This is a genomic window from Pseudomonas sp. R37(2017) (assembly GCF_002113375.1).
GTDB lineage: Bacteria > Pseudomonadota > Gammaproteobacteria > Pseudomonadales > Pseudomonadaceae > Aquipseudomonas.
Map to the genome: position 1 here is coordinate 118,396 of NZ_NEHO01000010.1, position 21,550 is coordinate 139,945.

Sequence of the window (21,550 nt, forward strand, 5' to 3'; positions counted from 1 at the left end):
GGAGCCTTCGGGCTCCGTTTTTTTTGGTGTGTTTTTTCAATGATTGCGCAGCGCATTCATCGCGAGCAGGCTCGCTCCCACAGGGGAATGCGTTTCAAGCTGTGGGAGCGAGCCTGCTCGCGAAAGCGATCTCCCTTGTGGTGCAAACGCCAGATCATCAATCCCCATTCAGGTGCAAAAACGCCCAAAAAACCAGGTGAATTTATATCCTGCGCACCATTTAATTTCATGAATGCGACATTCTGCTCTGTTCCTGTGCGCGAATCGTTTGTTACAGTCCGGCCCAATCTCTCCCAACGACAATAAATTTGCCGAGACTTTTCCATGATCGAATCCGTCGAATCCTTCCTTGCGCGCCTGAAAAAACGCGACCCGGATCAACCCGAATTTCACCAGGCCGTCGAAGAAGTCCTGCGCACCCTGTGGCCGTTTCTTGAGGCCAATCCGCATTACATGGACTCAGGCATCCTGGAGCGGATTTGCGAGCCGGAGCGGGCGGTGGTGTTTCGTGTGTCGTGGGTCGACGATCAGGGCAAGGTCCAGGTCAATCGCGGCTTCCGCATTCAGATGAACAGCGCCATCGGCCCGTACAAGGGCGGCTTGCGTTTCCATCCGTCGGTGAACATGGGCGTTCTGAAGTTCCTCGCCTTCGAGCAGACCTTCAAAAACTCCCTGACTTCGCTGCCAATGGGCGGTGGCAAGGGTGGTTCGGACTTCGATCCCAAAGGCAAAAGCGATGCCGAAGTCATGCGCTTCTGTCAGGCCTTCATGAGCGAGTTGTATCGCCACATTGGCGCGGACGTTGACGTGCCAGCCGGGGACATCGGTGTCGGCGCGCGGGAAATCGGTTTCCTGTTCGGTCAGTACAAGCGCCTGAGCAACCAGTTCACCAGCGTAATGACCGGCAAAGGCCCAAGCTACGGCGGCAGCCTGATTCGCCCGGAAGCCACCGGTTTCGGTTGCGTCTACTTCGCCGAAGAAATGCTCAAGCGCCGTGGTTTGGCGGTCGAGGGCAAGCGCGTGGCGATTTCCGGTTCGGGCAACGTCGCGCAGTACGCCGCACGCAAGGTCATGGACCTGGGCGGCAAAGTGATTTCGCTGTCCGATTCCGAAGGCACGCTGTACTGCGAAAGCGGTTTGACCGAGGAGCAATGGCTGGCCGTACTGGAACTGAAAAACGTGCAGCGCGGACGTATTCGCGAACTGGCCGACCGTTTTGGCCTGGAGTTCCGCGCCGGTCAGTTGCCATGGAGCCTGAGCTGCGACATCGCGCTGCCGTGCGCGACGCAAAACGAACTGGATGCCGAAGCCGCCCGCACTTTACTGCGCAACGGCTGCATCTGCGTGGCCGAAGGCGCAAACATGCCGACCACCCTTGAGGCGGTGGACCTGTTCATCGAGGCCGACATTCTGTTCGCGCCGGGCAAGGCCTCCAACGCGGGCGGTGTGGCGGTGAGCGGGCTGGAGATGTCGCAGAACGCCATGCGCCTGGCCTGGACCGGCGGCGAAGTGGACAGCAAGCTGCATGCGATCATGCAGTCGATTCACCATGCTTGTGTGCATTACGGCGAAGAGAATGGCCGGGTCAATTACGTTAAAGGCGCGAACATCGCCGGCTTCGTGAAGGTCGCCGATGCGATGCTGGCCCAGGGCGTCGTTTAAGTCGGTTCGATGCGGATCACTTCTATTAGTTGATCCCCGGCAGGTCGCTGCCACAACACTTCATCGTTGAGTCGTGCGCCGAGCAGTGCCCGACCCAGCGGTGAGCCCCAATTGATCAGGCCGTGGGCGGCATCGGCCTGATCCTCGCCTACCAGTTGTACCCGGCGTTCGGTAGCGTGTTCATCGGCGTAAGTCACCCAACTGCCGATCTGCACCTTATCCCTTGAAGTTGCGGCGAGTACCACCTGAGCGCTGCCCAGGCGCTGTTTGAAGTAACGCAGATCACGTTCGAGATCGACCAGGCGCTGTTTGTCGACCTGCTCGCCTTTGGCCGATTGTTCGGCGTGCAGGGCCTGCAGTTCGGCGACCTTGGCCTGCAGCAGACCCAGACCTTGCGGCGTGACGTAATTGGGCTGCGCGCTGACCTGCCGTTCGACGGGCTGATCGGCTTGCGCGGCGGCGTTATCTTCATTGACGAAGGCACGGCTCATGAAATTCTCCCGGTATAGGGTTTTGGCCATGGTCGCAGGCATTTGGTTTCACTGGATGTCTGAAAGCGACTTACGGCGAGTGATAAGCCCGGGCGGCGTCCTGATCTTTCTGCTGCTGCCAGGCTTTGTCCCGTTCCTCCAGATGACTGTTGCGCCCATCCCCCCTGTCCTGGTTATCGCGCATGGCCTGGCACTGGCGGAAACCATCGCTCCAGCCCTCGGCGTACATCGGGTCCTTGAGGTAACGCGGGACGTTTTTGCGGAACTCGCCAATGATCGCCCCAGCGGCTTGGCGACCACTGCTGCAACCGTCATCGAAGCCATCGGCGAAGGCGGGTGGGTAACCTTTGGCGAGCAGGTCTTCGTGGGTTGACTGGCAACCTGCGATCAGCAACAACACACCCAACCATCCCGCATACCGCCACATCTCACGCTCCCAAGCCGATACGCGGCCCCTAAGGAAAGTCTAGAAGTGGATTTGTCGGGTGGTGGTGAAAGGTGCGCAGGCATTTCGTCGAACACCACACCCCTTGTGGGAGCGGAGGTTGGGTCAGTAGTGATACCACTTCAGCTCAAGCATCACTTCGTTCTCGGCCGTCGCCAAGTGGCTGAACTCACGCTGGGCGCTCAAGCGCAGGCCGAGGTTGCGGGAGATTTCCCACTGCTGATTCAGGCTCAGGCTACGACGCACTTCGCCATTGGTGAAGAAATCCCCCTTGGCTTCCAGGCTCAAATTACCCAGCGGGTTTTTCCACAGCACCCCACTGCTGAAACCGGCGGCCGGGGCAATGAACGCGGCGAAGTCGTTGTTGTGTTCGATGCGCACGGTGCCCAGGGCAAATCCGAGCATGTCATCGCCCAGTTGCCAGGTTCCACCGCCGCCACCGTTGACGTGGCTGACCAGGGTCTGGTCATCATGCTTGCCCGGCACCCGCTCCAGGCCACCGGTGACTTGCCATGACAGCGGTTGCAGCAATTCGTTACGCGGGGTCAGGGAGCGAATGGTCGCCAGGTCCAGTCGCTGCACTTGCCAGTCATTGCCTTCGTACTGGCGCAGTTTCAGTTGCAGGATTTCGATCTGCGCGCCAAGGGGAAAGCTCTCGTTGTTGTCATTGAGGTCGTGATAAGCCATACGCAAGCCGTACTCGCCAAAGGCTTTATCGCCACGGGTGCCGAGACCGAGCTGCCAGGTGCGGGACTCGTGGCCGTCTTCAGGCAGGCCGGGTTGCGGGATGTCCAGTTCCGGTGCCGGGTTCTGGTTGATCGCCCGCAGCAGTTCGAAGCTGCGCTGGGCGCGCGCCGGGTCGCGTTCCTGACCGTTGGCGCGGTAGCGCTCCAGACGATAGGCCGCATCGATGATCAGTGCCTGGCGTTCGCGGGGTTGTGCCTTGAACGCCGGGTCTTGCAATTGCGTCTGGTCGGCGCTGATTTTCAGCACCCATTGCTGCTCTTCAGGGCTCAACGGCTCGGCGCGACTGAGCAACTCGCGTTCCCGGGACGGACGATACTGGATCGATTCAACCAGCCCGGCCTCCTTCACGGCCTTGACGGTGTCGGTGGGAATGGCCGTGAGCGGGAATTGCTCGGTCAGGCGCAGGCTTGGACGGGCCACCTGCAACAGTTCCAGCAAGCGGTATGAGCAGTTTTCGTCGAAAAAGAAGTAGTCGAACTTGATCTGCTTCAGCTCCCAGACGTGCTCGACCATGCGCGCGGTCTCCTGTTGGGTCAGGTTCAGCCGGTATTCCCACAGGTCGCGATTTTCCAGGCTGCGGTATTCCGAGAGTTTTTCCTGATAGGGCACCAGCGCGAACAGACCGGGATAACCGCCCATCAGGCCTTTCCAGGCGTAGATGATGCTGTTGTCCGAGCCCTCGATATAGGCGCCGAAGTTGATGGCGTAGCTGAGCAGCGAGGTCCTGTCGCTCTTTACGCCGGCCTGGTCGATGCGCAGCAGGGTGTGGCCGAACATCGAGGACGGGCTGTTCAGATAGGCCGCCGGGAAGATCATCACCGCGCTGTCGGGCGAGACGTCCTTGAACCATTGCTTGAACCCGGTGCATTCCGGTGTCGGCAAACCGGTCAGGCCAAGTTGCTCTTCGAGCCAGCGGGCGCGGGCAGGGTAAACGCATTGTGCGTGCTGTTCACCGGCGCTGGCCGGCGCATACAGCGCTTGCACGGTGGCCGACAGTTCACGGTCAGGGTGTTCATTGCCATCGGCGGCGAGGAAGAATTTCTGATCGCTGACATAGCTGCGCCAACCGCCGAGCTTGGCGGTTTCGTAATGGCCCAGGGATATCCAGAAAGGGTCGTTGGCCAGTTGCTGCAAACGTTGAGGATCGATATGAGGCGCGGCGGACAGCGGGGCGCAGGCACACAGCGCCAGCCAGGCAAGGCGTTTGAGCATAGGTGGCAACTTAAATACTGGAGAAAAAGACCCAAGAAGGGGCAGGTCCAAAAAACAAAACCCGCTTCCCGAAAGAAGCGGGGCGGGTCGAGCTTAAGCTTGAGTGGCGTACTTGGCCAGACGAGGGTCGGCTTTGAGCACGGCCAGGGTGTTGGCATGCACATCTTCGGCCGTCACGTCAGCTTTGCTGAAGATCTGCTGGAAGTGCTCGTGAGTGACGGCGGCGAAGTGCGCACGGTCTTCCGGCGCCACGCCCAGTACCACGGCATAGGTGGTCAGTGCTTCGCCCTGGCCTTTGGCCATGTCTTCGGACAGCTCGTTCATCATGCCATTCATGGCAAACCAGGATTTGCCGCCATAGGTCAGCGCCGAGTTGGTTGCGCAACCGTTGGTACCGGAGGTCATGCCGAAGGTTGCGTTGCCGGAAGTACCGTTGGTGGTGGATGCCAGGAAGTGAGCCGGGGTACCACGCTGGCCTTCGAACAGCATGTTGCCCCAACCGCAATCCGGACCGCCAGGCGCTTGCGCCATGGCATTGATGGATACAGCGGTGAAGAGAGTACCAAGAAGAATCCGTTTCATAGCTTTGTTCTCTTTTATGTGCGTACCAATAAACAAGGGGTCTGGCCCGTCTGGCGCCAGTGGGCCGGTCATTAGTCCAGCCGCGCAGTTTGGAGTTTAGGCACGATCACGGGGTTCCGTGATCTTTTGCGAAACATTCATGGAAAACGGCGTTACAGGCCCGGCCCGCCTGAGGTTGGCGGCTTGACTATGCTCGGGCCTGCGACGCTCCTTGCCAGTCGGGCATGGGCAGCGCCAGAATGCTGGCATCTGCCCCGCACGATTGTTAAGGAAGCCCGATGCCTGATCCTGTTGCTGCCAGCTTGCGTCTTGCGCCCGAAGCGCTGACCCGTCCGTTTTCCGCTGAACAGTTCAGCTTCTCTACCACCAATGATCTGGAGCCCTTTCGCGGTGTGCTTGGCCAGGAACGCGCGGTCGAAGCCTTGCAGTTCGGTGTGGCCATGCCGCGCCCCGGTTACAACGTCTTCGTCATGGGCGAGCCCGGTACTGGCCGGTTCTCGTTCGTCAAACGCTACCTCAAGGCCGAAGGCAAGCGCCTGCAGACCCCGGCGGACTGGGTCTACGTCAACAACTTCGATGAACCGCGCGAGCCGCGCGCACTGGAGCTGCCATCGGGCACCGCCGGTGCTTTCATCGGTGACATCAACGGCTTGATCGACAACCTGCTGGCGACGTTTCCGGCAGTCTTCGAGCACCCGTCCTACCAGCAGAAGAAAAGCAGCATCGACCGCGCCTTCAACCAGCGCTACGACAAGGCCCTGGACGTCATCGAGCGTCTGGCGCTGGAAAAGGACGTCGCGCTCTACCGTGACGCCAGCAACATCGCCTTCACCCCGATGGGCGATGGCAAGGCGTTGGATGAAGCTGAGTTCGCCCAATTGCCGGAAGCCGAGCGCGAACGCTTTCACGAGGATATTTCCGCACTGGAGGAGCGCCTGAATGAAGAGCTCGCCAGCCTGCCGCAATGGAAGCGTGAGTCGAGCAACCAACTGCGTCATCTGAACGAAGAAACCATCACCCTGGCCTTGCAGCCATTGTTGTCGCCATTGTCGGAAAAATACGCCGAGAACGCTGCGGTGTGCGGTTATCTGCAAGCCATGCAGGTGTACTTGCTCAAGACGGTGGTCGAGCAATTGGTGGACGACAGCAAGACCGACGCTGTCGCCCGCAAGTTGCTGGAAGAACAATACGCGCCGAGCCTGGTGGTCGGTCACTCGGCCAGCGGCGGCGCGCCAGTGGTGTTCGAGCCGCACCCGACCTACGAAAACCTTTTCGGTCGTATCGAATACAGTACCGATCAGGGTGCGCTGTACACCACTTACCGCCAACTGCGACCGGGTGCCTTGCACCGCGCCAACGGCGGTTTCCTGATCCTTGAAGCGGACAAGATGCTCAGCGAGCCATTCGTGTGGGACGCGCTCAAACGCGCCCTGCAATCACGCAAGCTGAAAATGGAATCGCCGCTCGGTGAGTTGGGCCGTCTGGCCACCGTGACCCTGACACCACAACACATTCCGTTGCAGGTCAAAGTCGTCATCATCGGTGCCCGTCAGTTGTATTACACGCTGCAAGACCTCGATCCGGACTTCCAGGAAATGTTCCGCGTCCTGGTGGATTTCGACGAAGACATCCCGATGGTCGACGAGAGCCTGGAGCAGTTCGCCCAGTTGCTCAAAACCCGTACTTCCGAAGAGGGCATGGCACCGCTGACCGCCGATGCGGTGGCGCGCCTGGCGACCTACAGTGCGCGCCTGGCCGAGCACCAGGGGCGTTTGTCGGCGCGTATCGGTGACTTGTTCCAACTGGTCAGCGAGGCAGACTTCATTCGTCACCTGGCCGGCGATGAAATGACCGACGCCGGGCACATCGAGCGCGCACTCAAGGCCAAGGCCACGCGGACCGGACGGGTTTCGGCGCGGATTCTCGACGACATGCTGGCCGGGATCATCCTGATCGACACCGATGGCGCGGCGGTCGGCAAGTGCAACGGCTTGACCGTGCTGGAAGTCGGCGACTCGGCCTTCGGTGTGCCGGCACGGATTTCCGCCACGGTGTACCCGGGTGGCAGCGGTATCGTCGACATCGAGCGCGAGGTCAATCTCGGCCAGCCGATCCACTCCAAGGGCGTGATGATCCTCACGGGGTATCTGGGCAGCCGCTACGCCCAGGAATTCCCGCTGGCGATTTCCGCGAGCATCGCCCTGGAGCAATCCTACGGTTATGTCGATGGCGACAGTGCTTCCCTGGGCGAGGCCTGCACCCTGATCTCGGCGCTGTCGAAAACCCCACTCAAGCAGTGTTTTGCCATCACCGGTTCGATCAACCAGTTTGGTGAAGTGCAGGCGGTCGGCGGAGTCAACGAGAAGATCGAGGGTTTCTTCCGTCTGTGCGAAGCCCGCGGGTTGACCGGTGAGCAGGGGGCGATCATTCCTCACGCCAACGTCGCCACGCTGATGCTCGACGAGAAGGTGCTGGCGGCCGTGCGTGCGGGGCAGTTCCATGTGTACGCGGTCCGTCAGGCCGACGAAGCCTTGAGTTTGCTGGTGGGCGAGCCGGCCGGCGAACCGGACGAGAAGGGCGAGTTTCCTGAAGGCAGCGTGAACGCGCGGGTCGTGGAGCGCCTGCGGGTTATCGCGGAAATGATCAGTGAAGATGATCTCAAGGAAGCCGAGAAGGAGTTGGCGCAAGAGGCTTTGGCGCAAACCAAGCCTGCGTGATACCTGGCTCGCCTCGGAACTGTGGGAGCGAGCCTGCTCGCGAAAGCAGACTTTCAGCCAACCCGTTCGTTGGATGTCAGGCCGCCTTCGCGAGCAGGCTCGCTCCCACTGTTTTTTGTGGTGAGCGTCGAAAAAGCGTCGTCAAGATTCACGCTATGACCATTCGGCGCCTTTCGGTCTCGCCTGACCTGCAAGCCAGACTTTTCTTCTATTCTCTGGTCAAGGATATCGACAGCAATCACAGGATAGAAACAGCCTTCCCGCGGGGGCTGAATACCGGATCTACCGAGGGTCGCCGCCATGTCGCGCAACCTCTGTCTTACCCGTCAATGCCTGGGCCTTGTGACCCGTATCGAATGTGCCATCCGTCCATTGGCCGGAGATACGGGCATGTGGACTCTGCTCTTCGCCGCCGGAATGGCCGGCGAACAACCTTCGGCCATCAAGGCCCAGGGACCGTTTCACGGTCCGATCGTCGCTGAATCAATCCTCGACACCATCGTTGAAAGCCTGACCTTGCACGGCTATGAGTTGGCCGACGATCCGCAAATCTGGTGCCTGCACCTGCAAGCCCAATTGCGGGAAATCAACGGTGGCCGCTGCCGAAACGTGGGCGGCTTCGAGTTTCACCCCGAGCATTGAGTCGCACTATTGATCAAGGCGCGTCATGTCGGCCTTGTCGAGTTTGACCTCGAAACCATATTGCACAGTGGCGAGGTCAGTGCGCTGATAGGTTTCCAGGCGCGTAGGCTGCCCGTAGAAGTAATGCACGGCAAACTGCGCCGGACCCTGTGTGCTCGCACCATGGCTGACCGATAGAATTTCCTTCAAGTAATTACCGGTGTCGTCCTTGGCGAAGAAACGCCAGTCCTGGGCGGGAAACGCCTTCAGGTCCACCACCAGCGCGTTGTCTTTGAGCTCAAGGCCCTTGGGCAGTTGACGGGCCTCGACGGTTTTTTGCTCGACTGTTGCCAGGAACAGCGGCATCGAGCCCACCGCGTAGGCCGGCGTTTCCGGAAACAGGTTCAGGTCGTAGGTGATGGTGCCGCGCAGGGGATCGATCTGGTAGGCCTCGGGTGACAGTTCGATCGGTTCATCGCGTTTACCGCGAGCGTCTTCGGTGAAGAAGCTCACCGGACTTTCTCCGGGATTGAACGATGTACCGAGCAGCTCATCGTTGAAGCTGCGCAGGTGGGTGAATTCGATTCGCGCGGCACTGGGTTCGTCTACCGATTGACTGATGCTGACGTTCTTTTTCAGTTGGTCCTCGCTCAGCGTTGCTCCTTTTAGCCAGGTCGGCGCCTGGTCGTCATAGACCACGACGTGCAGGTTCAAGGGCTGGATAGACTTGTCCGTGGTCTCGGCATCGAAGCGCCGGATTGGCAGGTCGAGGTCCTTGCGGGTGACTGTGGCGGCGGAAAAATCCAGGATGCTGACTTCGAGGGTATCGATCGTCCCGTTGAAGTACACCTTCGAATAATGTCGAGCCTGCTGTTTCTCAAAGTTGCGCTGTTCTTCGTCGAGCTGTTTTTCCAGGGACTCGCTCCAGCTCTTTTGCTGCTGCATCTTGGCCAACTGTTGCTGGTAGAAGGCGATTTGTACCGCGGTTTCGTTGATTGAACCGGCGCGCGAGATGAATTGCCCGGTGCTGTCCCTGGCCTGGACGATCAGCGGGTTCAGCGGTGTCTCACGGACTTCGGGTGCCAGCGGCGCGCTGTTGTGGTATTCGATTTCCGCGTAGTTGTTCGTCAATGCAAGCAGGGTGACGCTCAGGTTGTCATTGGTGCGGGTCTGGCCCACGTCCTTTTTCGTCAGGTCGAAGCTATAGAGGCGGTGTGGCGCGATGACCTCGACTTTGCCTTGCAGGCTGACCGGTTGTGGCTGCTGCTTTCTGTCGATGTCGAGGCCTTCGATGAAGGGGTAGGCGACGGTCAGGTCATCGGGGTTGGTCAGGTTGGAGCTCGATGGGCTCAGTTGGATGCCAGGGTCGGTTTCCGACCATTCCGGCTGGAAGGGAATCACTCGCTTATTGCTCAAGGTCACCGACTGCCATTCCAGTCCGTGGGGAAACAAAAACGCGGCAGGAACGCTGAAGGTGAATGGAAACACCGGTTGCAGATCGGTCAGGTAGTCGGAGCTGGAGTCCTTCTGCAGCACGAATAGCCCGTTGATGTAGGTATCGACCAGAGCTTGCGGGGTCGGGTAGTGCTTGAGCATGGCGAGGGCGTCTTCGCCGTATTCGGTCTCGACCGGCTTGCTGTCGAGCTTGAGTTGCGCACGCTCGAGAAGCAGCAGTGAGCTGCCAAGCTCCGATACGGCATCCTTGAGTTTCGGATCCTGAATGGCGTCCAGCGACTTTTCGAACTGCGCGGTTTTTTCTTCGAGGCTGACCTGGCGTTTTTCATCGCTGGGTGAGCAGCCGCTTAGTAACAACACCAGGCAAATTCCGGCACTCGTCAAAGGCAATCGCACATCCATTTCCTGTCTTCCTGTCCGATATCACTTTGCAGTCAATGATTTGGACACTAGCAGAAAAACCTTGATACACAGGCGCAGGTGGCGGATTTTTCGACGGTTTCTGGCCGCTTCTGGGTTTGGACGAGCGGCTGGTATACTCGCCGCCATTTTCAGCCCCACATGTGAGATTCAATGGAACGCTTTGTCGAAAATGCAATGTACGCCTCGCGCTGGCTGTTGGCGCCGATCTATTTCGGCCTGTCCCTCGGGCTGTTGGCGCTGGCGCTGAAATTCTTCCAGGAAGTCCTCCACGTCATTCCGAACGTGTTTTCGATGGCTGAGTCGGATTTGATCCTGGTGCTGCTGTCGCTGATCGACATGGCCCTGGTGGGCGGTCTGCTGGTGATGGTGATGATTTCCGGCTACGAGAACTTCGTTTCGCAACTGGACATCGACGACAGCAAGGAAAAGCTCAACTGGCTGGGCACCATGGACTCTTCTTCGCTGAAGATGAAGGTGGCGGCGTCGATCGTGGCGATCTCGTCCATTCACCTGTTGCGCATCTTCATGGACGCCAAGAACGTCGACCCTGAACACCTGCAGTGGTACGTGATCATCCACATGACCTTCGTGGTCTCGGCATTCGCCATGGGTTACCTGGATAAAGTCACCAAGCACTGATCCTTGCTGGCTGTACCAAGCGCGCCGCCCGTCTGTTGCAAAACAGACGGGCGGCGTCGTTTGTGGCTTGTGCTTTGATGCGCCGAAGCCTATCCCTGTAAAGAGGCTCGCTACTGCGTGAGGTGCGCTCATGAACCTGCAAGAGTTGAATGCGTATGCCATCGCCGGGAAGGTCGATGAGCTGAACCTGATCTCTATGGAGGGGGGCATCTACCTGCTGGAAGCGAGGATGCATGGCGCGGCGTATCCATTGAACGATTCCCATGGGCACATGATGAGCCTGCGTTCGGTGGAGCATGCCCGTGAGGTACTGCGTTCCTTTCCCAAGCTGCACTTCAACCTTGTGCACACGGTCGTGCATGACGAAATGTGCGGTCTGGTTGCGGATGTCGAGGAAAGCCTGAAGGTGCCGATCGCCTGACGTCCTCATCAATGGCATGACATCTGTGCTAGTCTGCTGGCCCTTTTGGTTCCGGGCGCTCCGGGACGCGCTGTGCACGCATGGCAAGTTCCCGAGCCGTCCGCACAGCGGAGCAGTGTCATGTCCGAAGTAAATCTGTCCACCGACGAAACCCGCGTCAGCTACGGTATTGGCCGTCAGCTGGGCGACCAACTGCGCGACAACCCGCCACCGGGCGTAAGCCTGGACGCGATCCTGGCCGGTCTGACCGACGCATTCGCCGGCAAGCCAAGCCGTGTGGGTCAGGAAGAAATGTCCGCCAGCTTCAAGGTCATCCGCGAAATCATGCAGGCCGAAGCTGCAGCCAAGGCTGAAGCGGCCGCTGGCGCAGGCCTGGCTTTCCTGGCTGAAAACGCCAAGCGTGAAGGCATCACCACTCTGGCTTCCGGCCTGCAGTTCGAAGTGCTGACCGCGGGCGAAGGCGCCAAGCCATCCCGTGAAGACACTGTGCGTACTCACTACCACGGCACCCTGATCGACGGCACTGTGTTCGACAGCTCCTACGAGCGCGGCCAGCCTGCAGAATTCCCGGTTGGCGGCGTGATCGCCGGCTGGACCGAAGCCCTGCAGCTGATGAACGCCGGCAGCAAATGGCGCCTGTACGTGCCGAGCGAATTGGCTTACGGCGCTCAAGGCGTTGGCAGCATCCCGCCGCATAGCGTACTGGTGTTCGACGTCGAGCTGCTGGACGTTCTGTAATACCTGGCCCGATATGACGCCGGGCTAATGTGGGAGCGGGCTTGCTCGCGAAGGCGTTTATTCAGTCAACCAATTAGTTGCTTGATGCACCGCTTTCGCGAGCAAGCCCGCTCCCACAGTTTTTTGCAGCGCTTCATATTTCGATCTTGTGGTGCAGTTCGCTGTGCGGGCGCAATGCCCGGGCATAGCAGAATAGAAACAGATTACGCACCAGTTCCTTGAGCACCAGCGGCTCGCTGGAATTCAGGCTGCTGACATCCAGATCACCTTGGTCTTGCAGTTCATGCAAGGCTTCTTCTTCAAGCACTGCGCAGACTTCCCCGGTTTCCCGATGCAGAATCCTCAGGTACGGGTGCGGGCGGTCCAGCCAGGCATCGATCAGATAAGTCATGTCTCATCTCCATTGATTGGGTTCCAATGAGAATAATTCCTATTCAATAAATAGCAAGAGACGATTCGCAGATTGGTCTTTTTTCCGGGTAAAGATTGCGTTAGGTCAAAGCGACTGGCGCTTTGCTATTGCGGAGACTTGATCAAGACGGGGGAGGGGCATCCCGCGGCGGGCGCGGGATGGAGTGCAGCGAAATCAGACTTTTCTGACGAACTCGGACTTGAGTTTCATCGGGCCGATGCCGTCGATCTTGCAATCGATGTCGTGATCGCCATCGCACAGGCGGATGTTCTTGACCTTGGTGCCGACCTTGACCACCAAAGACGTGCCCTTGACCTTGAGGTCCTTGATCACGGTGATGGTATCGCCGTCCTGCAGGACATTGCCGACCGAATCCTTTTTCACTGTGTCGTCGGACACCACATCGGCTTCCCCGTTGGCGGACCACTCGTGGGCGCACTCGGGGCAGATCAGCTGGGCGCCGTCTTCATAGGTGTATTCGGAATTGCATTTTGGGCAGGGTGGCAACGTGCTCACTAAGGCTCCTTGGATTCAGGATCGCTAAAAGCGCACATTATATAGGGTTTTTGCAATCTCTGTAGGAGCGAGCACGCTCGCGATGGTCGTAAACGATAACGCGGGCTAGCTGAATGCCCATGTCATCCCGACGTTTTTTCGCGAGCATGCTCGCTCCTACAGGAGGAGGGGCTTAGTGCGTGCGGGCTACCGCAAACTCACTCAGTTCAACCAGTGCATCGCGGTATTCGCTGGCAGGCAGTGCGTCGAGGCACTTGATCGCGCGGGCCACGTAATCGCGGGCCAGTTGCGCGGTGTATTCCAGCGAGCCCGAGGCTTCCACGGCTTGGCGGATGCTTTCCAGGTCTTCGATTCCGCCTTTCTGGATCGCCTTGCGTACCAGGGCGGCCTGTTCCGGCGTGCCTTCGCGCATGGTGTAGATCAGCGGCAGGGTCGGCTTGCCTTCGGCCAGATCGTCACCGACGTTCTTGCCCAGGGTTTCGGCGTCGCCTTTGTAATCGAGCAGGTCATCGACCAACTGGAAGGCCACGCCCAGGTGATCACCGAATGTACGCAGGGCTTCGGCCTGCTCCGGCGTGGCCTGGCACAGGGCCGCGGCGCTATGGGTCGAGGCTTCGAAGAGCATCGCGGTCTTGCCGCGGATGACTTCCATGTAGGTTTCCTCGGTGGTGCTGGCGTCGCGTACCTTCGACAACTGCAACACTTCGCCTTCGGCGATGATGCGCGTGGCTTGCGAAAGGATCTTCATCACTGGCATGGAGCCCAGTTCGACCATCATTTCGAAGGAGCGCGAATACAGGAAGTCGCCGACCAGCACGCTTGGCGCGTTGCCCCACATGGCGTTGGCAGTCGAGCGGCCACGGCGCATGCCGGACATGTCGACCACGTCGTCATGCAGCAGGGTCGCGGTGTGCAGGAACTCGATGGTAGCGGCCAGCAGGCGCAGATCGTCGCCTTCGCGACCAAGGGCCTTGCCACACAGCAACACCAATAAAGGACGTAGGCGTTTGCCGCCGGCCGAGGTGATGTAGTCGCCGATTTTCGATACCAGCGGCACTCGGGAAGTCAGCTGCTTCTTGATGATGCCGTCGACGGCGTTAAAATCGTCCGCCACCGCGCGGTAGAAAGCTTGGGGTTGCATCAGCGACAGGTGCTCCAGAAGGGTTGCGCGGCATGCTAGGACCCACGCCAGCAGGTGTCAAGGCGCGATGGACGGCCCCTTGCAAGGGACTCGTGCGTTGCGTACAATCGCGCACCCTGAACTTCCTGGGCAGCACCTGCCTTACGCAATTGCAAGCGGGCCTCCAGCCCCATGCAGCCATGCCAGCCAATACCTCTTCTTATAAAGAGCTGGGTGAGCAGGATTATCGGAGAAATACCATGTCTTATGCAGTAATCGTTACTGGCGGCAAGCAGTACAAAGTCGCCCCAGGTGAATACCTGAAGATCGAAAAACTGGAAGTCGCTACCGGCGAATCCGTTACCTTTGATCGCGTTCTGTTGGTTGCCAACGGTGACGACGTGAATATCGGCGCTCCAGTTGTTGCTGGCGCTACCGTTGTGGCTGAAGTGATCTCCCAAGGTCGTCACGATAAAGTCCGCATCATCAAGTTCCGTCGCCGTAAGCACCACATGAAGCGTATGGGCCACCGCCAGTGGTACACCGAGATCAAAATCACCGGTATTCAGGCTTAATTTCAGCCTAATTCCTCACTAGGAGAATTGAACTCATGGCACACAAAAAAGCTGGTGGTAGTACCCGTAACGGTCGCGACTCAGAAGCCAAACGCCTTGGCGTGAAGATGTATGGCGGCCAGGCTATCAAAGCAGGCAACATCATCGTGCGTCAGCGCGGCACCCAATTCCACGCTGGCTACGGCGTTGGCATGGGCAAGGATCACACCCTCTTCGCTAAAGTCGAAGGCGTGATCAAGTTCGAAGTAAAAGGCGCCTTCGGTCGTCGTTACGTGAGCGTAGTCGCGGCTTAATTGCGCGATCGCTGGAAAAGCCCTGTCTCGCGACGGGGCTTTTTCGTTTGTGGGGTGAGTCTCTTGCAAAGCTGTTTGTATGGGCTGTCGGCGTACGATGTAGGTGTCGTGGTTTGGGGTCGCTGCGCTCATTTTTGCAAGAGTCTTATGTCTTGATTGTTTTTCGGCTCGTCCGTATGGCGAGAGGCGTTTGTTATGAAGTTTGTTGATGAAGTATCGATTCGAGTAAAGGCCGGTGATGGCGGCAATGGCTGCATGAGCTTCCGTCGCGAAAAATTCATCGAAAACGGCGGTCCTAACGGTGGCGATGGCGGTGATGGCGGTTCCATCTACATGATGGCCGACGAGAACCTCAATACCCTGGTGGACTACCGTTACACCCGGCACTTCGATGCCGAGCGTGGTTCCAACGGCGGCAGCACCGATTGCACCGGCAAGAAGGGCGAAGACCTGATCCTGCGTGTACCGGTCGGTACCACGGTGATCGACTCTGCCACTCAGGAAGTCATCGGCGACCTGACCAAGGCTGGTCAGAAATTGATGGTGGTGCAGGGCGGCTGGCACGGTCTGGGCAACACCCGTTTCAAATCCAGTACCAACCGTGCGCCGCGCCAGACCACTCCGGGCAAGCCGGGTGAGCAGCGCGACCTGAAGCTGGAGATGAAAGTACTGGCTGACGTAGGTCTGCTGGGTTTGCCGAATGCTGGCAAAAGCACCTTCATTCGTTCGGTATCGGCCGCCAAGCCGAAAGTTGCCGACTACCCGTTCACCACGCTGGTGCCGAACCTGGGCGTGGTCAGTGTCGATCGCTGGAAGAGCTTCGTCATTGCCGATATTCCGGGTTTGATCGAAGGTGCTTCCGAAGGTGCGGGGCTGGGTATTCGCTTCCTCAAGCACTTGGCGCGTACGCGTCTGCTGCTGCACCTCGTGGACATGGCGCCGCTGGATGACGCCAGTGCTCCGGATGCCGCTGAGGTGATCGTCAACGAGCTGATCAAGTTCAGTCCGTCTCTGGCTGAGCGTGATCGCTGGCTGGTCCTGAACAAGTGCGATCAGATCCTTGAGGAAGAGCATGATGCTCGCGTCAAGGAGATCGTTGATCGCCTGGAGTGGACTGGTCCGGTCTATGTGATCTCGGCCATCTCCAAGCTCGGTACCGAGCGTCTGTGCCACGACATCATGCGTTACATGGAAGATCGTGCCGATCGCCTGGCCAATGACCCGGCCTACAAGGAAGAACTGGCCGATCTCGATCAGCGCATCGAAGACGAAGCTCGCGCGCAACTGCAGGCGCTGGATGACAAGCGTGCCCTGCGTCGCAGTGGCGTGAAGTCGGTCCACGACATTGGCGACGATGATTGGGACGAGGAAGATGTGGATGACGAGGACGGTCCGGAAATCATTTACGTGCGTGACTGATTTGTTGCGATAAACTTAAGCGCCGCTCAATCGAGCGGCGTTTTGGTATCTGGAAATCGATTGTTGGTCACGAATAACCACGAATAACGTCACGGGCAGTGCTGGGTCGCGCTGTCCTCAAGCTAAGGTTGAAGATGATGCGGAGCAAGGTGACAGGTGCGCAGCGTTGGGTCGTGAAGATCGGCAGCGCGTTGCTGACGGCGGACGGCAAGGGCCTGGATCGCGCGGCGATGGGTGTCTGGGTTGAACAGATGGTGGCCTTGCATGAGGCGGGTGTCGAGCTGGTGCTGGTGTCCTCCGGGGCGGTGGCGGCTGGTATGAGCCGGTTGGGCTGGACCTCGCGACCCAGTGCGATGCATGAGCTCCAGGCTGCCGCTGCAATCGGTCAGATGGGGTTGGTGCAGGCCTGGGAGTCGAGCTTTGCCGAGCATGGCCGGCATACCGCGCAGATTCTCCTGACCCACGACGACCTGTCCGACCGCAAGCGTTACCTGAATGCGCGCAGCACCTTGCGTGCGCTGGTCGAGCTGAGGGTCATTCCGGTGATCAACGAGAATGACACGGTAGTCACCGACGAGATCCGTTTTGGCGACAACGACACCCTGGCGGCGCTGGTGGCCAACCTGGTCGAGGCTGACCTGCTGGTGATCCTGACGGATCGGGATGGCATGTTTGATGCCGATCCGCGCAACAATCCGGACGCCAAGTTGATCTACGAGGCGCGTGCCGATGATCCGGCGCTCGATGCGGTGGCGGGCGGTACGGGTGGTGCGTTGGGGCGTGGTGGCATGCAGACCAAGCTGCGTGCTGCGCGTCTGGCTGCCCGTTCCGGCGCTCACACCATCATCGTTGGTGGGCGGCTTGAACGTGTGCTGGATCGCCTCAAGGCGGGTGAGCGCATTGGTACGCTGCTGTCGCCGGAGCGCGGCATGCTGGCGGCGCGCAAGCAGTGGCTGGCCGGTCATCTGCAAACCCGTGGCACCCTGGTGCTGGATGCCGGGGCGGTGACAGCCTTGTCCCAGGGCAACAAGAGCTTGCTGCCGGTAGGGGTCAAGTTGGTGCAGGGCAGCTTCCGTCGTGGTGAGATGGTGGTCTGCGTGGCGCCGGACGGTCGGGAAATTGCCCGTGGCCTGGCGAACTACAGCGCGTTGGAAGCACAAAAAATCATCGGTCAGTCGTCAGAGGCGATTGTTGGTCTGTTGGGGTATATGGCGGAGCCGGAGCTGGTTCATCGCGATAACCTGATCCTGGTCTGAAGGAATACCCGAATGCGCGTGGCAAAAGGATTGTTGGGGTTGTTGCTGGCGATGCCGTTGCTGGCTTCGGCTGAAGAGATAGGTCAGGTGTCGACGGTGTTCAAGTTCGTCGGGCCGAATGACCGGATCGTGGTCGAGGCCTTTGATGATCCCAAGGTCGATGGCGTGACCTGCTATCTGTCGCGCGCCAAGACGGGTGGCGTGAAGGGTGGCCTGGGGTTGGCCGAGGATCGTGCCGAAGCGTCCATCGCTTGCCGCCAGGTCGGGCCTATCAGCTTCAAGGGCGAGCTCAAGGATGGCGACGAGGTGTTCAAGGAGCGCACGTCCCTGGTGTTCAAGACCATGCAGGTGGTGCGCTTCCTCGACAAGAAACGCAATACGCTGGTGTATCTGGTGTACAGCGATCGCTTGATCGAGGGCAGTCCGCAGAATGCGGTGACGGCGATTCCGATCTTGCCGTGGGCTCGCGCTCAATAGGCCTGTAGGAGCGAGCATGCTCGCGATGGTCGTCAACGATTACGCGGGCTTCCTGTAAGCGCGCGGTGTTTTTTAGTCCATCGCGAGCATGCTCGCTCCTACAGTGTCTTTTGGGTGATCATCAAATCGCAGGCAATAAAAAACCGACCCTGAGGTCGGTTTTTTAATGAACGGGTCGCTTAGGCAGCAGCGGCAACGTTCAGGGCCTTTACGTGGCCATTCAGGCGGCTCTTGTGGCGAGCAGCCTTGTTCTTGTGGATGATGCCTTTATCGGCCATGCGGTCGATAACTGGCACAGCCAGAACGTAAGCGGCTTGAGCTTTGGCAGCGTCTTTTGCGTCGATGGCTTTAACTACGTTCTTGATGTAGGTACGAACCATGGAACGCAGGCTGGCGTTGTGGCTGCGACGCTTCTCAGCCTGTTTAGCACGTTTTTTGGCGGAAGGTGAGTTGGCCACCGTCGAGCTCCTCGAAAGACTTTTTAGGAAATAGCAAACAAAATAGGCCGCGAATCATGCCGATGAGTTGGTGTGTTGTCAAGGGCAGTTGAGACGTTCCGCTAAGTGGTAGGTATAAAGAGGCGGGAGATTCATTTCCGGCGTTTGACCTGTAAACTCGCGAGCTTTGGCTCTGTGCTGTTGCGGCGCGGAGTATCGCACAAGCGGGCGCTTTATTCGCCTGCTGTTTATCGACAGGCACAAACTCTTTCAATGAATCTGCTCAAATCGTTGGCCGCCGTCAGCTCTATCACGATGCTTTCCCGGGTTCTCGGGTTTGTTCGTGACACCCTCATTGCGCGGACATTTGGCGCGGGAATGGCGACCGACGCCTTCTTTATTGCCTTCAAGCTGCCAAACCTGCTGCGCCGGATTTTCGCCGAGGGAGCGTTTTCCCAGGCATTCGTGCCGATTCTTGCCGAATACAAAAGCCAGAAGGGTGAAGAGGCGACCCGAACCTTCATTGCGTATGTCTCGGGCCTGCTGACGCTGGTGCTGGCATTGGTCACGGCGTTGGGCATGATCGCCGCGCCGTGGGTCATCTGGGTGACCGCGCCGGGTTTCACCGATACTCCGGAAAAATTCGAGCTGACGTCCAGCCTGCTGCGGGTGACCTTTCCTTACATTCTGCTGATTTCCCTGTCGTCGCTGGCCGGCGCGATCCTCAACACCTGGAACCGCTTTTCGGTGCCAGCCTTCGTGCCAACCCTGCTGAACGTCAGCATGATCATCTTTTCGGTGTTTTTGACACCGTACTTCGACCCGCCGGTAATGGCGCTCGGCTGGGCGGTACTGGTCGGCGGTCTGGCACAGTTGCTCTATCAACTGCCGCACCTGAAAAAGATCGGCATGCTGGTGCTGCCGCGCCTGAATCTGCGCGATACCGGCGTCTGGCGTGTCATGAAGCAGATGTTGCCAGCGATCCTCGGTGTCTCGGTGAGCCAGATTTCGTTGATCATCAACACCATCTTCGCGTCGTTCCTGGTTGCCGGTTCCGTGTCCTGGATGTACTACGCCGACCGTTTGATGGAGTTGCCATCCGGCGTGCTGGGCGTGGCGCTGGGGACGATTCTGCTGCCGACCCTGGCCAAGACCTACGCCAACAAGGATCGCCAGGAGTATTCGCGCATTCTCGACTGGGGGTTGCGCCTGTGCTTCGTGCTGGTATTGCCGTGCGCCCTGGCCCTGGGGATTCTGGCGGAGCCGTTGACGGTTTCGCTGTTCCAGTACGGCCAGTTCGATGCCCATGATGCGGCCATGACTCAGCGCGCTTTGATTGCCTATTCCGTCGGTTTGCTCGGGATTATCCTGATCAAGGTGCTGGCGCCGGGTTTTTATGCGCAACAAAACATCCGTACGCCGGTGAAAATCGCAATTTTCACACTGGTCGTCACTCAGCTATTCAACCTGCTGCTGATCGGCCCGTTGGCTCACGCGGGCCTGGCGCTGGCTATCAGTGTCGGTGCCTGTCTCAATGCAGGGTTGCTCTTCTATCAGTTGCGTAAACAGCAGATGTACCAACCGCAACCGGGCTGGGCAAAGTTCGGCTTCAAGCTGGTGATTGCGGTCGGGGTGATGTCTGGCGTATTGCTGGCAGGGATGCATTTCATGCCGGCCTGGGGTGAGGGGCAGATGCTTGAGCGTTTCCTGCGTCTGGGTGCCTTGGTCGTTGCTGGTGTGGTGGCTTATTTCGGCATGTTAGTGTTGATGGGCTTCCGTTTGCGCGACTTCAATCGCAAGGCGCTGGGGTAGAGGTTCTGGCCTCGATAAACACGGGCGAGCCGGCGGTTTTGTCGGTTCGATCACTTTGGGTTACGGTGTTGCCTGTCGTCGGCCGCCGGGTGTGGTTATAATCGACCACTTTATGAGCAAGAAGCGCGTTATGCAGCTGGTTCGAGGCCTTCACAATCTGCGCCCCCAGCATCGGGGCTGTGTCGCCACTATTGGCAACTTTGACGGTGTACACCGTGGCCACCAGGCAATCCTGGCGCGGCTGCGTGAGCGTGCGCTCGAGCTGGGCGTGCCCAGCTGCGTGGTGATTTTCGAGCCGCAACCGCGCGAGTTCTTCGCTCCGGAGACCGCACCGGCCCGTTTGGCCCGTTTGCGGGACAAGCTCCAGCTGCTGGCGGCAGAAGGCGTCGACCGTGTTTTGTGCCTGGCTTTCAACCAGCGCTTGAGCAAGCTCAGCGCCAGTGAATTCGTCGATACCATTCTGGTGGATGGCCTTGGCGTCCAGCACCTGGAGGTCGGGGATGACTTTCGTTTCGGCTGCGACCGCGCGGGAGATTTCGATTTCCTGCAACAGGCCGGCATCCTTCAGGGGTTTACCGTCGAAGCGGCGCAAACCGTCGAGCTCGATGGCATCCGGGTCAGCAGCACACAGGTCCGCAATGCCCTGGCCGCCGCTGATTTTGCCCTGGCCGAACGCCTGCTCGGGCGGCCGTACCGGATCGCCGGACGTGTATTGCATGGCCAGAAGCTCGCCCGGCAGTTGGGTACGCCCACCGCCAACATACAACTCAAGCGTCGTCGCGTACCGTTCACCGGGGTTTACCTGGTGGATGTAGAGATCGGCGGCAAGACCTGGGCCGGCGTCGCCAATATCGGCGTGCGGCCCACGGTTCAAGGTGATGGCAAAGCCCACCTGGAAGTGCATCTTTTAGATTTTGCCGGCGATCTGTATGACCGGCGTTTAACGGTGGTTTTCCACCACAAGCTGCGAGAAGAGCAGCGTTTCGCCTCTCTGGAGGCGCTGAAAACGGCGATCAACGCGGATGTCGCCGCCGCCCGTGCACTAGCCGCACCTAGCGCCCATCGCTAATGAAGAGCCTT

22 protein-coding genes are annotated in these 21,550 nt (G+C 59.1%); 13 read left to right on the top strand and 9 right to left on the bottom strand.

Annotated features, from left to right (window positions below):
* The first annotated feature begins 324 nt into the window (after positions 1–324).
* Positions 325–1,662: an NADP-specific glutamate dehydrogenase gene (gene gdhA, locus CAG47_RS17550; protein WP_085726114.1), complete on the top strand. Its 1,338-nt coding sequence runs from the start codon at positions 325–327 to the stop codon at positions 1,660–1,662.
* On the opposite strand, the gene CAG47_RS17555 is transcribed toward gdhA, so the two are convergent.
* The 4 genes from CAG47_RS17555 to CAG47_RS17570 all read right to left on the bottom strand — a co-directional run bounded on the left by CAG47_RS17555 (position 1,659) and on the right by CAG47_RS17570 (position 5,139).
* Positions 1,659–2,153, bottom strand: a complete 495-nt coding sequence (locus CAG47_RS17555; protein WP_085726115.1) for a GreA/GreB family elongation factor — start codon at positions 2,151–2,153, stop codon at positions 1,659–1,661. The two genes, gdhA and CAG47_RS17555, sit on opposite strands and share 4 nt — an antisense overlap.
* A gap of 70 nt (positions 2,154–2,223) precedes the next feature.
* Entirely contained in the window at positions 2,224–2,580 is a 357-nt protein-coding gene (locus CAG47_RS17560) for a hypothetical protein (RefSeq protein ID WP_085726116.1), read from the bottom strand.
* A 123-nt stretch (positions 2,581–2,703) separates the two neighbouring features.
* Positions 2,704–4,557, bottom strand: a complete 1,854-nt coding sequence (locus CAG47_RS17565; protein ID WP_085726117.1) for a DUF4105 domain-containing protein — start codon at positions 4,555–4,557, stop codon at positions 2,704–2,706.
* 93 nt (positions 4,558–4,650) lie between these two features.
* The gene (locus CAG47_RS17570; RefSeq protein WP_085726118.1) at positions 4,651–5,139 is read right to left on the bottom strand and encodes a DUF3015 domain-containing protein; all 489 of its coding nucleotides are present in this window, start codon (positions 5,137–5,139) and stop codon (positions 4,651–4,653) included.
* A 278-nt stretch (positions 5,140–5,417) separates the two neighbouring features.
* Between CAG47_RS17570 and CAG47_RS17575 the strand changes: the two genes are divergently transcribed.
* Both CAG47_RS17575 and CAG47_RS17585 read left to right on the top strand, forming a co-directional pair.
* Positions 5,418–7,856 carry a Lon protease family protein gene (locus CAG47_RS17575; RefSeq protein WP_085726119.1) on the top strand — a complete coding sequence of 813 codons (2,439 nt, stop codon included), beginning with the start codon at positions 5,418–5,420 and terminating at the stop codon, positions 7,854–7,856.
* 300 nt (positions 7,857–8,156) lie between these two features.
* Complete coding sequence (locus CAG47_RS17585; protein ID WP_085726121.1) at positions 8,157–8,498, top strand: hypothetical protein; 342 nt, start codon at positions 8,157–8,159, stop codon at positions 8,496–8,498.
* A gap of 6 nt (positions 8,499–8,504) precedes the next feature.
* On the opposite strand, the gene CAG47_RS17590 is transcribed toward CAG47_RS17585, so the two are convergent.
* Positions 8,505–10,334: a hypothetical protein gene (locus CAG47_RS17590; protein ID WP_085726122.1), complete on the bottom strand. Its 1,830-nt coding sequence runs from the start codon at positions 10,332–10,334 to the stop codon at positions 8,505–8,507.
* A gap of 171 nt (positions 10,335–10,505) precedes the next feature.
* Here CAG47_RS17590 and CAG47_RS17595 point away from each other — a divergent pair, with 171 nt between their 5' ends.
* From CAG47_RS17595 to CAG47_RS17605, 3 genes are all read left to right on the top strand, one after another.
* Positions 10,506–10,994, top strand: coding sequence for a TIGR00645 family protein (locus CAG47_RS17595; protein ID WP_085726123.1), 489 nt, complete (start codon positions 10,506–10,508; stop codon positions 10,992–10,994).
* A 130-nt stretch (positions 10,995–11,124) separates the two neighbouring features.
* Positions 11,125–11,415, top strand: a complete 291-nt coding sequence (locus CAG47_RS17600; protein WP_085726124.1) for a DUF6482 family protein — start codon at positions 11,125–11,127, stop codon at positions 11,413–11,415.
* A gap of 120 nt (positions 11,416–11,535) precedes the next feature.
* Positions 11,536–12,153: an FKBP-type peptidyl-prolyl cis-trans isomerase gene (locus CAG47_RS17605; RefSeq protein ID WP_085726125.1), complete on the top strand. Its 618-nt coding sequence runs from the start codon at positions 11,536–11,538 to the stop codon at positions 12,151–12,153.
* Between the two features lie 133 nt (positions 12,154–12,286).
* Here CAG47_RS17605 and CAG47_RS17610 read toward each other — a convergent pair whose 3' ends face one another.
* The 3 genes from CAG47_RS17610 to CAG47_RS17620 all read right to left on the bottom strand — a co-directional run bounded on the left by CAG47_RS17610 (position 12,287) and on the right by CAG47_RS17620 (position 14,222).
* Positions 12,287–12,544, bottom strand: coding sequence for a hypothetical protein (locus tag CAG47_RS17610; protein ID WP_085726126.1), 258 nt, complete (start codon positions 12,542–12,544; stop codon positions 12,287–12,289).
* A 195-nt stretch (positions 12,545–12,739) separates the two neighbouring features.
* Positions 12,740–13,081, bottom strand: a complete 342-nt coding sequence (locus CAG47_RS17615; protein ID WP_085726127.1) for a zinc ribbon domain-containing protein YjdM — start codon at positions 13,079–13,081, stop codon at positions 12,740–12,742.
* Between the two features lie 172 nt (positions 13,082–13,253).
* Positions 13,254–14,222 (bottom strand): polyprenyl synthetase family protein, encoded by a 969-nt coding sequence (locus CAG47_RS17620; RefSeq protein WP_085726128.1) that lies wholly within the window; start codon positions 14,220–14,222, stop codon positions 13,254–13,256.
* Between the two features lie 239 nt (positions 14,223–14,461).
* Between CAG47_RS17620 and rplU the strand changes: the two genes are divergently transcribed.
* The 5 genes from rplU (at position 14,462) to CAG47_RS17645 (ending at position 18,221) form a co-directional block, all read left to right on the top strand.
* On the top strand, positions 14,462–14,776 hold the full coding sequence (gene rplU / locus CAG47_RS17625) for a 50S ribosomal protein L21 (RefSeq protein ID WP_007950961.1): 315 nt from the start codon (positions 14,462–14,464) through the stop codon (positions 14,774–14,776).
* 35 nt (positions 14,777–14,811) lie between these two features.
* Positions 14,812–15,069 carry a 50S ribosomal protein L27 gene (gene rpmA / locus CAG47_RS17630; protein WP_003281574.1) on the top strand — a complete coding sequence of 86 codons (258 nt, stop codon included), beginning with the start codon at positions 14,812–14,814 and terminating at the stop codon, positions 15,067–15,069.
* Positions 15,070–15,264: 195 nt separating this feature from the next.
* A complete protein-coding gene (gene cgtA, locus CAG47_RS17635) occupies positions 15,265–16,488 on the top strand; it encodes an Obg family GTPase CgtA (protein WP_085726129.1) in 1,224 nt (407 codons plus the stop codon).
* A gap of 137 nt (positions 16,489–16,625) precedes the next feature.
* The gene (gene proB, locus CAG47_RS17640) at positions 16,626–17,744 is read left to right on the top strand and encodes a glutamate 5-kinase (protein ID WP_085726130.1); all 1,119 of its coding nucleotides are present in this window, start codon (positions 16,626–16,628) and stop codon (positions 17,742–17,744) included.
* A 12-nt stretch (positions 17,745–17,756) separates the two neighbouring features.
* The gene (locus CAG47_RS17645; protein ID WP_085726131.1) at positions 17,757–18,221 is read left to right on the top strand and encodes a CreA family protein; all 465 of its coding nucleotides are present in this window, start codon (positions 17,757–17,759) and stop codon (positions 18,219–18,221) included.
* Positions 18,222–18,400: 179 nt separating this feature from the next.
* On the opposite strand, the gene rpsT is transcribed toward CAG47_RS17645, so the two are convergent.
* On the bottom strand, positions 18,401–18,679 hold the full coding sequence (gene rpsT, locus CAG47_RS17650) for a 30S ribosomal protein S20 (RefSeq protein WP_007970922.1): 279 nt from the start codon (positions 18,677–18,679) through the stop codon (positions 18,401–18,403).
* 252 nt (positions 18,680–18,931) lie between these two features.
* Between rpsT and murJ the strand changes: the two genes are divergently transcribed.
* Both murJ and ribF read left to right on the top strand, forming a co-directional pair.
* Positions 18,932–20,470: a murein biosynthesis integral membrane protein MurJ gene (murJ, locus tag CAG47_RS17660; RefSeq protein WP_085726132.1), complete on the top strand. Its 1,539-nt coding sequence runs from the start codon at positions 18,932–18,934 to the stop codon at positions 20,468–20,470.
* Between the two features lie 130 nt (positions 20,471–20,600).
* A complete protein-coding gene (gene ribF / locus CAG47_RS17665) occupies positions 20,601–21,539 on the top strand; it encodes a bifunctional riboflavin kinase/FAD synthetase (protein ID WP_085726133.1) in 939 nt (312 codons plus the stop codon).
* Positions 21,540–21,550 lie beyond the last annotated feature (11 nt).